The sequence below is a fragment of the Levilactobacillus humaensis genome (assembly GCF_024345185.1).
In the GTDB taxonomy this organism is placed as follows: domain Bacteria; phylum Bacillota; class Bacilli; order Lactobacillales; family Lactobacillaceae; genus Levilactobacillus; species Levilactobacillus humaensis.
In genome coordinates this window covers 47,695-57,630 of record NZ_BROB01000014.1, presented here as the reverse complement: position 1 = coordinate 57,630, position 9,936 = coordinate 47,695, and the positions used below count along the sequence as shown (strand labels likewise).

6 protein-coding genes and 1 pseudogene are annotated in these 9,936 nt (G+C 49.1%); 6 read left to right on the top strand and 1 reads right to left on the bottom strand.

From position 1 onward, the window contains the following. From OCU14_RS06205 to asp1, 6 genes and pseudogenes are all read left to right on the top strand, one after another. A pseudogene (locus tag OCU14_RS06205) lies at nt 1-2,419 on the top strand (serine-rich repeat glycoprotein adhesin); the annotation flags it as partial. 209 nt (nt 2,420-2,628) lie between these two features. Continuing rightward, nucleotides 2,629-4,269 carry a glycosyl transferase family 1 gene (locus OCU14_RS06200; RefSeq protein WP_261810262.1) on the top strand — a complete coding sequence of 547 codons (1,641 nt, stop codon included), beginning with the start codon at nt 2,629-2,631 and terminating at the stop codon, nt 4,267-4,269. A 15-nt stretch (nt 4,270-4,284) separates the two neighbouring features. Beyond that, nucleotides 4,285-4,488, top strand: a complete 204-nt coding sequence (locus OCU14_RS06195; protein WP_261810261.1) for a hypothetical protein — start codon at nt 4,285-4,287, stop codon at nt 4,486-4,488. Between the two features lie 36 nt (nt 4,489-4,524). Next, a complete protein-coding gene (locus OCU14_RS06190; RefSeq protein ID WP_261810260.1) occupies nt 4,525-6,039 on the top strand; it encodes a glycosyltransferase in 1,515 nt (504 codons plus the stop codon). Between the two features lie 15 nt (nt 6,040-6,054). Then, nucleotides 6,055-7,605 (top strand): glycosyltransferase family 4 protein, encoded by a 1,551-nt coding sequence (locus OCU14_RS06185; RefSeq protein WP_261810259.1) that lies wholly within the window; start codon nt 6,055-6,057, stop codon nt 7,603-7,605. A 2-nt stretch (nt 7,606-7,607) separates the two neighbouring features. Continuing rightward, nucleotides 7,608-9,107 (top strand): accessory Sec system glycosyltransferase Asp1, encoded by a 1,500-nt coding sequence (gene asp1, locus OCU14_RS06180; protein WP_261810258.1) that lies wholly within the window; start codon nt 7,608-7,610, stop codon nt 9,105-9,107. A gap of 151 nt (nt 9,108-9,258) precedes the next feature. Here the strand turns inward: asp1 and OCU14_RS06175 are convergent, their stop codons facing one another. Next, complete coding sequence (locus OCU14_RS06175) at nt 9,259-9,891, bottom strand: copper homeostasis protein CutC (protein ID WP_261810257.1); 633 nt, start codon at nt 9,889-9,891, stop codon at nt 9,259-9,261. Between the last annotated feature and the right edge of the window lie 45 nt (nt 9,892-9,936).

Below are 9,936 nucleotides of genomic sequence, written 5' to 3'. Positions count from 1 at the left end.
TGATTCCGACTCTGATAGCGATTCGGATTCCGACAGTGATTCAGATTCCGACAGTGATTCAGATTCCGACAGTGATTCCGACTCCGACAGTGACTCGGATTCCGACAGTGATTCAGACTCCGACAGTGACTCAGACTCCGATAGTGATTCGGACTCCGACAGTGATTCTGATTCCGACAGTGACTCAGACTCAGACAGTGACTCTGATTCTGACAGTGACTCTGACTCAGATAGCGACTCGGATTCCGACAGTGACTCAGACTCCGATAGTGATTCAGACTCCGACAGTGACTCGGATTCCGACAGTGACTCGGATTCCGATAGTGATTCAGACTCCGACAGTGATTCAGACTCCGATAGTGACTCAGATTCCGACAGTGATTCGGATTCCGACAGTGATTCAGACTCAGACAGCGACTCCGATTCAGATAGTGATTCAGACTCCGATAGCGATTCTGATTCCGACAGTGATTCGGACAGCGATTCGGACTCCGATAGCGACAGTGATTCGGACTCCGACAGTGACTCGGATTCAGATAGCGACTCAGACTCAGACAGCGACTCAGATTCCGACAGTGATTCGGATTCAGATAGCGACTCAGACTCAGACAGCGACTCAGATTCCGACAGTGATTCTGATTCAGATAGTGATTCGGACTCCGATAGTGACTCTGATTCCGACAGTGACTCAGACTCAGACAGCGATTCGGACTCAGATAGTGATTCCGATAGCGACAGTGATTCGGACAGCGACTCAGACTCCGACAGTGACTCAGACTCCGACAGTGATTCGGACAGCGATAGCGATTCCGACTCCGACAGCGACTCCGATTCCGATAGTGATTCAGACTCCGACAGTGACTCGGACTCAGACAGTGATTCAGACTCCGATAGTGACTCGGACTCAGATAGTGATTCGGATAGCGACAGTGACTCCGATTCTGACAGTGATTCGGACTCCGATAGTGACTCAGACTCCGACAGTGACTCAGATTCAGACAGTGACTCAGACTCCGATAGCGACAGTGATTCCGATTCAGACTCAGACTCCGACAGCGACTCAGATTCAGACAGTGATTCTGATTCAGATAGTGATTCCGATTCGGACAGCGACTCAGATTCCGACAGTGATTCTGATTCAGATAGTGATTCCGATTCGGACAGCGACTCAGATTCCGACAGTGACTCGGACTCCGACAGTGATTCGGATAGCGACAGTGATTCCGATTCCGATTCAGACTCAGATTCCGACAGTGATTCAGACTCCGACAGTGATTCAGACTCCGACAGTGATTCAGACTCCGACAGTGATTCAGACTCCGACAGTGATTCGGACTCCGACAGTGATTCAGACTCCGACAGTGACTCTGATTCCGACAGTGACTCAGACTCAGATAGTGATTCTGACTCCGACAGTGACTCTGACTCCGACAGTGATTCTGACTCCGACAGTGACTCTGACTCCGATAGTGATTCGGATTCCGACAGTGATTCTGACTCGGATAGCGACTCAGATTCAGATAGCGACTCAGATTCCGACAGTGACTCGGATAGCGATAGTGACTCCGATTCCGACAGTGACTCAGATAGCGACAGTGATTCTGACTCCGACAGTGACTCGGACTCAGATAGTGACTCAGACTCAGACAGTGATTCGGACAGCGACAGTGACTCCGATTCCGACAGTGACTCTGATTCCGACAGTGACTCTGATTCTGACAGTGACTCCGATTCTGACAGTGATTCGGACTCCGATAGTGATTCAGATTCCGACAGTGATTCAGACTCCGACAGTGACTCTGATTCCGACAGTGATTCAGACTCCGACAGTGACTCCGATTCAGACTCTGACGGCAATACGGATAGCGACAGCGATTCCGATGGTAATACCGACTCAGATAGTGATTCTGATGGGAATGCTGGAGACGGCGGAAATAATGGAAACGGCGGAAACGGTGGCTCAGGCTCAGGCTCTGGCTCTGGTTCTGGCACTGGTAACGGTAGTGACACAAACGGTGGTTCAAACAATGGCACTGGTTCTGGTACTAATGTTTCGGGCACTGCAGGTGGCACGGCAACTACCTTAGGTTACTCAGGCGATGCGGTTCAAGGCCAAGCAACGCCAGTCGACTTAACGGCAGCTGGGACAACCGGTACTTCGGATGATGCGAGTCAGGATGATTCTGACAAGCAAAGCAAGTCAGAGGATTCCAAGAATAGTAATGGCAGTGATAGTAATGTCAAGAATTCTGGAAACTCTGCTGATGCAGCTTCGACGACTCCTGATAACAATGAAGACAATCACACCACGCTCTGGGGGGCAATTGTTGCAGCGATTGCTGCCGCAACAGGTGGTTCATGGTGGTTCTTCGGTCGCAAGCACGGTCAAAATAACAGTGATGACGATCACACGGTTTAGTAACACAATGTACAAAGTGTAACGGCGACGTTACATGACCGGATCCTCACAGGTCAAACTGTGAGGATTCTTACATAAGTCGAGGCTATTAATCGACAATACGCGAAAGAAATAGTATCATTAGTTTATAGTGAATGAGATTTAGATAAACTAATTTTCTATTGGGCTTTCTCGTAAAACACTAAGGATTTATGGGGGCGTGAAATTAGATGAAAAAGGCGTTAATTAAGCGTTTGAAAGCGGAACTAATTAACCGGGGTAATCTTCAAAACCAGGTGACAGGACAGTCAACGTTGGTGGTTTCAATTTCCGATAAAAGACATCGTGCGGCCGTAACGGTGGTCCATGAAGAGTCGTTTAAGAAGGCCTGGGTTCAGGTTGAACATCTTCTCACTAAGGCGGTAGCGTCATCCTGGATCAGGGTAGAAACCGTTCACTCTATCCAGCAAATTAGTCGAGAAAAATTTACGACGGATGTGGCTAAGATTACCCGTGGCAATTTTTGGCGGCGGGGAGTCAGCTTTGACAAGGATTTCCAAACGGCACTCCTAGAAATGGAAATTAACGGTCATGAGTTCTTTGAACCTGCTCAAGACTATAAAGTCGGGAAAACAACCGCCAAAGCTACTGTAAATTATTCGGCAATTGCGGAATATCTCATGAAACGCAATGGTAAGGTCGACGTTGATATCCAGGCTGGCGACACTGTCTGGACCTTCGCAACCAGCGGCGTGTTCACCGATGGCAATCGGGTCTGGCGGCTAGAAGACAATCACCCGCAGTTACTGGGTGTTCGTCAATTAGTGGAACCCAAGCAAGAACTGGCAGATTATTTAGGGTTAGGTGAAACCTACCTGAAAAATCAGATAAAAGACGATGGTCAGTTCATTTATGGATACTTTCCAAGCCTCAAGCGAGTCTTAAGCAACTACAATAGTGTCCGGCACTTCTCTTCGATTTATGCTTTATTGGAAGCGATTACGTTTACCAAGCGTTCCGAGGACCTCAAGCAAGCTAAGCATGCACTCAAATGGGGGCTGGAACATCTGACAATGGTAAAAAACGATGCGTTATTCGTCGTGGAACAGCCTAAAGAGGGCGAGGCCGAGTTGAAACTTGGGGCACAGGCAATGTTAATTCTGGCACTGTGCAAGTACCAAGAAGTCACTCATGAAGACCGATTCGAAAAACAAGCGATGCAGGCCTTTAGAGGAATCGAAGCCTTTCGCCAGCCAGATGGCCGATTCAATCATGTGTTACGATCGGACTTGAGTGCTAAGGATGCCTTCCGAGTCATTTATTATGAAGGTGAAATTGTTTTCGCCATGTCACGGCTGTATGCCCTGACACAGGATGAGCACGTGAAGACCTTGATTCAGGAAACTTTGGACTTCATGGTGGCTCACGACTATGGTAAGAACCATGACCACTGGATTGCTTATGCCGTCAACGATGCCTTAGCAATCTTCGGTAATAACCGTGATTATATGGTGATGGGGCTGAAGAATGCTTTTGAAGATTTGGACAACATCGAGCACAAATTGATGCCTTATCCGACGCGTTTAGAGTTACTGACGGCAGCTGTCAAGATGACGGATACCATTCAAGCGACTGGTAACGGTGACTTGTTGGCTCCTTATGACGTGGCCGCTCTTCGCTCCGTTTGGCAGTACCGGGCTGAGTATGAGCTGTTGGCTGGAAGTTTCCTCCCTGAGGTGGCAATGTACTTCTACCATCCAGCCAAATTGGTCGGTGGCTTCTATGCCCGCAATGACCACTTCCGAACACGGATCGATGATTGTGAACATTTCTTATCAGGATTGATTAGTTACTATGACTATAAGTATTAGAAAGGAGCCACTTGCATGCTAACGTTAACCAGTATCTTTGCCTATAAGAAGATTCAGTTCTTTCTACGGTTATCCATTTATATTGTTTTAGGAATCGTGGTGTTGGTTTTCCGATCCGCAAATAAGCGGAAGACCCGCAAACGAATGGATGAACGGACGGAATACATGATGAAACACACAGAAAAAAATGATGAAGGTAAGTATCCCTGGGAAGAGTAACGGGGATAATTAGTCGAAAAGAATGAGGTGGCAGTCGTGTATTATTTTATTAACGAATACATTTTGCAAAAAAATTCAAGTGTGGAACATACCGCAATGAACCGCGTGAAACTGTTTAATCATTACCAGGAACCCGCCAAGATTGTGACAAAGATTTATGATCGGTTGTTGCATCGAACATTGACCACCTTTGGACTCGCAGATGATGAAGTGGTGAACATGTTTGACTTCTTCCAACAGGCGACAAACGTGCCAACGACAGTTATGCGAACTGATGATTTACGCCTGCCAGTAGAAACCGAAGTGGTTGTGGGGGCCAACTTCAGTCAAGTGCTCAACGGTGATGACAATCTCGGACGAGTGGGATTCATCCCGGGAACCATTGGTCGGGTGTTCTATCATGAACATGCGGACAATCAGGGCAATTTAATCGAAACGGATCTGTGGGACTGGCGGGGGTTCCGTTCAGCCACCCAGTACTTTGGTCAGAATGGCAAGTTGGTCTTAGAACGTTACTACACGCCAGCCGGTCAGACGGCACTGGAAATTTATAGTGTGCCCGATACGAACGGCAATCCGATGGTGTCGCGGGTAATTCTGAAAGATTATCAAGGTCAAGGTGACCGCTTCTTCCAGAATCAAGATGACTTATTTGAATTCTTCCTGGCAGAACTTAGCAAGCAAGATGCTGGGGCAACGACCTTTATTAGCGATCGTCCTGGTACTGGGGTACGACCACTACTCAACTTAGATGATGGGTCACGGAAATACATTTACCTGCCAATCAATCACGCGGTCACACCAGATGATCCGCTTCATGGTGACCTAGATGGCTTCTTGAAGCCGGCCTTTGACCACTTCCGGCACTTTGATGGCTTCATTACAGGGACTGAACAGCAGGCAGAGCACTTGCGGACACGTTTCCCAGAAGCCAATGTCTTTGATATGCCAGCGGTTACGATGGCACCATTGGCCAAGGATGGTAGCGATGAAGTTGTGCCGACTGAACGTCGGGCGAACAGCTTGCTATACGTTGGACGGATTGCCCAGGACAAGCAGATTGATCAGCTCTTACGGATGTTTGCGTTAGTTCATGATCGGGTTCCCGGGGCGACGTTTGACCTCTATGGTTATGGTGACCATGACTATCAGAAAAAGATGGTGAGTCTGGTCGGCGAACTTCATCTTGAACACAATGTGACCTTCAAGGACTACGCTCCAGAGCTGACCCAGAAATACGATACTTATCAAGTCCTCGTCAACATGTCGATCGCTGACGGTGGGCCAATGGGAATGCTTGAGGCAATGAGCCATGGGATTCCAGTCGTTAGCTACCCATTCAATTACGGTCCAAAGGATCTGATTGTGGATGGCGATAACGGTTACTTGGTTGACCGCGGAAATTCACTGGCAATGGCTGAACACGTTACCGAACTCTTCAGCAACCCGAAGACGCTTCAGACCATGAGTCACGCCGCTTATCAGACAGCCAATGCGACCTGGACGCAACGTCGGGTCTGGAACCGTTGGCAGCGTTTCTTACAGGCATAGAAGGGAGGACGCCTCATGTATTATTTCTTAAATGACAACATGCAGTACTCAAAATCAGGGATTGAACACGCGGAAATTAACCGACTCCATCTCTTCCGTAAAAATGGTATTCCAGCCAAGATTGTGACACGGATTTTCTCAATGGACCTGACTAATATTTTGAAACAGGCTGGTATTCCACGCGAGAATTTCGTGAACCTATTTGAATTCTTCTGTGGGAGCCAAGAGGTGGCCACCAAGCCACTGACGCTCAACGACTTTTCATTACCACGCAACACCACCAGTACCAAGAAGGACAATCAACTTCAGGTGTTCTCGCAAGGGAAGATGCTTATGATTATTTACCTGCGAAAAGGTACTGAAGATGAGATTAGCAACATCCAGTACTTTGATGTGAATGGGCGGACGCTCAAGATGGTTTGGTGGGATACCCGAGGCTTCAAATGTTTGGAACAGCTCTTCGATTGGGACGGTAAGATCGTCCAGGAACAATACTTTGGACCAGATGGCTTGGTACACATTGAGAAGTGTCATCTCATTGATCATGCCGGCAAGGAACATCTTTCCAGGCGCGTCTTGAATTATGGGGATGGCAGTAGTCGGACCTTTAATGGGATGAATGGCCTGACACGTTTCTTCTATGATGAATTGAACGTCAATGGAGAAACCAACGTCTACATCTGTGACCGGACCGTTGAATGTGACTGGGCGCTCTTCAACATGCAGACGCCAGCCTTCAAGGTTTTACACCTGCACAATGACCACGTGGCCGATCCAACCGATATGATTCACTCACCACTTAACAACAACTATCAAAATGCCTTAATGAACTGGCACAAGTGGGATGCCGTGATCTCTGCCACACCGGAACAATCTCAAGACGTGGCCGATCGCTTCGGCACCGATATTCCAGCGTTTACGATTCCAGTCGGTTATGTCACGGATGAACGGATGGCAGCCCCACAAGAACCATTCAGCAAGCGGCAGAAGCACCTGGTGGTTCACGTTGCCCGTTTGGCGCCAGAAAAGCAACAGAATCATTCGATTCAAGCCTTTGCCCAGGTCCACGAGAAGTTTCCGGATGCTCGGCTTGAGCTCTGGGGTTACGCTAACGGTGATGTCGAGAAGGCCTTTAAGCAACAGGTAGCCGACAGTGGCTTGAGTGATGTGATTTCGTTCAAGGGCTACACCCACGACATCGCCTCAGTCTATGACCGTGCTCAGCTGGGTCTATTGCCGAGTCGTGCCGAAGGCTTCTCGCTGATGTTACTGGAAGCCCAGTCACATGGGGTGCCAATGATTGCCAACGACGTGAAGTATGGGCCTAGCGACATCATTGCCAATGGCGAGAGTGGTCTATTGACGACCGATGGCGATGTTCAAGGGCTAGCTGACGATATGATTGCCTTACTGGGTGATCAGGATCGGTTGGCTGCCTTTAGTGCGGCGGCTTATCAGAATGCACAACGTTATTCAGAAGATGCGGTCTTTGCTAAATGGCAAATTCTGCTGGACTACTTTGATCACCAGACGCAGAACCAACGCGCCGTGGCTGAGGAGGCCTAAGCATGAACTACTTTGTTGCGGTGTATTTTAACGCAAAGTTAACGGGGATTGAACAAGGCCAAGTTAACCGCTTGAAACTCTTTAAGGCGGCTAACCTTCCGGCTAAATGTGTCTATACGCGATACAATCCTGGCATTCACGCTAATGCCGAACGCTTTGGCATTGGTCCCGACTGTTTTAGCCTCTACGACTACTTTCAGGACACGGTGAGTGTGCCCGTTAAGGCGATTGACTGGTGCAAATATTGGGAAGAGACGTGCCATTACCGGATTCAAAAGGTGGCTTCGGCCCCAGACGTGCGGGTCTTTACCACTGAGGGCCGTTTCCTGATGTATGCGCACTTTAGAGATGAATCGTTGAAACAGTTAGTTTATCTGAACTATTTCGATGCAAAACGGATGAAGGTTAAGCGGGAACATTACGATAACCGGGGCTTCCTGAGCCGGGTAAGTTACCTGCATGACAATCAAAAAGTTCAGAATGAGGTGTACCTGGATACCGAGGGACACGTCAAAATGGAAAAGTATTACACCAACGACCCAGGCGAACCGAAGTTACATCAGATTATTCTGAATGATTATCGCGGCCAGCAGTGGTTCTTTGATACGGAACGTGAGCTTCAGACGTTCTTCTTCAACGAACTCTATCAGGCGGGGGATGTGTACTTCAGTGACAAGAACGGGCCTCTAGCCCCAGCCTTTGGGGACACACGGCCAGATGTGACCGTATGCGCGGTCTTCCACAGTACGCATGCGCGTGACCAAGCCAACGTGATTGAAGGCCCACTGAAGGGGACCTATCGATACGTCTTGGAGCATCCGCAACTGTTTGACCGAATAGTGGTTTCAACCGAATTACAGCGAACCGACCTGCGGGAACGGTTCCCAGAATTACCGCCAATTGTGGTGATTCCAGTCGGCTATACCACGAAGCAACGGGTTAATTTGCGAAAGAAGCAGCCTCACCGAATCATTGGGGTTGCGCGGCTCTCACCAGAAAAACAAGTGATGGAACAGGTCCAAGTCGTGGGTCGACTTGTCGATGAATTTCCAGACGTTGAGTTACATCTCTTTGGGTTCGGTAGCAGAGTCGAGGAACAGCGTCTCCGCGACTACGTGACGGAACATCATTTGGAAAAAAATGTCTTCTTCAGAGGCTATCTACCTGATCTGACGGCTGAGTACGAGCAGGCGTCATTAGAAATGGTCACGAGTGTCGAGGAAGGTTTCTCACTGACGACTCTCGAAGCCCTAAGTTTTGGGGTGCCAGTCATCAGTTATGATATTCGGTATGGACCAAATGAGATGGTGATCGACGGTGAGAACGGAAACCTCGTCGAGCGGAACAACCAAGATCTTCTATACTGGAAGGTTCGTGATTACTTAAAAGATCCGAAACGCCAGCGTCGTTATATGAAAAACAGTCTCAAACGTGCCAATGACTACTCGGCCACAGCAACTCGTCAGAAGTGGCAGGCGTTGCTGGCTGACTTGGCCGATTAAGACTGTGGGCAGTGAACATTTGGGTTGATTGGGGGTTAACGGCGGTCGTTGAAAATGCGGTTTCGACGGCTCGGATTAACGGCCAAGGGGTTCACAAGAAAAGGCTCCTCACGTCATTTACAGACGTGGGGAGCCTTTCGTTTAGAAAATTTTACTTGAGGACGTCGGTGCCAAAGAAGAAGTTTGTGCCAAGTTCCTTAGCAACGGGTTCAATTTCTTGGGCTGTGAGACCGCTGGCAACCAGCGTCAAGTTAACGGAGTCTAAGAGCCGCTTGGTGGCGGTCCAGTCGGCCAACCGGTCATCACTGGCAGCGCCGGTACTCAGGACATAGTCAAAGCCCTGGCTACTAAGCCAATCAACGGCGGTTCCTCGGTCTTGGGGCCGGATGTCATCGAAGGCCGTACTGAACGTAATGGTCATGCCACCGGCTGCGGCGATGAGAAGGCTGAGAGCCTCGACATCCAACGTATGCTGGGTGGTTAGGGCGCCAAAGATGGCACCGTCGACGCCAAGTTGTTGTGCCTCGAGCAGGTCGGCCTCCATCATCTTGATTTCGACATCGTTATAAGGGCTGTGACCGCCTCTAGGGGCGATTAAGACGTCGAGGGTGACTTGGTGTTCATGGGCGTAGCGGACGGCTTCTCCCATGACGCCCTTACTGATAGTCGTGCCACCGACAGCAAGGTTGTCGGCGAGGGCGATGCGCTTGGCACCTGCCTCAATGGCGTTGGGTAGGTCAGCATAGTTTTCCAATAATGGTTCAATAATTCGCAAATGTCTCATTCCTTTCTCTCTTCAAGAGTCGTCACCGGTCTCCGTGGTATGGTA

What these genes read in the sequence shown, in the direction of transcription:
- OCU14_RS06195 (WP_261810261.1), top strand. Translation starts at nt 4,285, where the DNA reads ATGCTAACGTTAACCAGTATCTTTGCCTATAAGAAGATTCAGTTCTTT.
- asp1 (WP_261810258.1), top strand. Translation starts at nt 7,608, where the DNA reads ATGAACTACTTTGTTGCGGTGTATTTTAACGCAAAGTTAACGGGGATT.
- OCU14_RS06175 (WP_261810257.1), bottom strand. Translation starts at nt 9,891, where the DNA reads ATGAGACATTTGCGAATTATTGAACCATTATTGGAAAACTATGCTGAC.
- OCU14_RS06185 (WP_261810259.1), top strand. Translation starts at nt 6,055, where the DNA reads ATGTATTATTTCTTAAATGACAACATGCAGTACTCAAAATCAGGGATT.
- OCU14_RS06200 (WP_261810262.1), top strand. Translation starts at nt 2,629, where the DNA reads ATGAAAAAGGCGTTAATTAAGCGTTTGAAAGCGGAACTAATTAACCGG.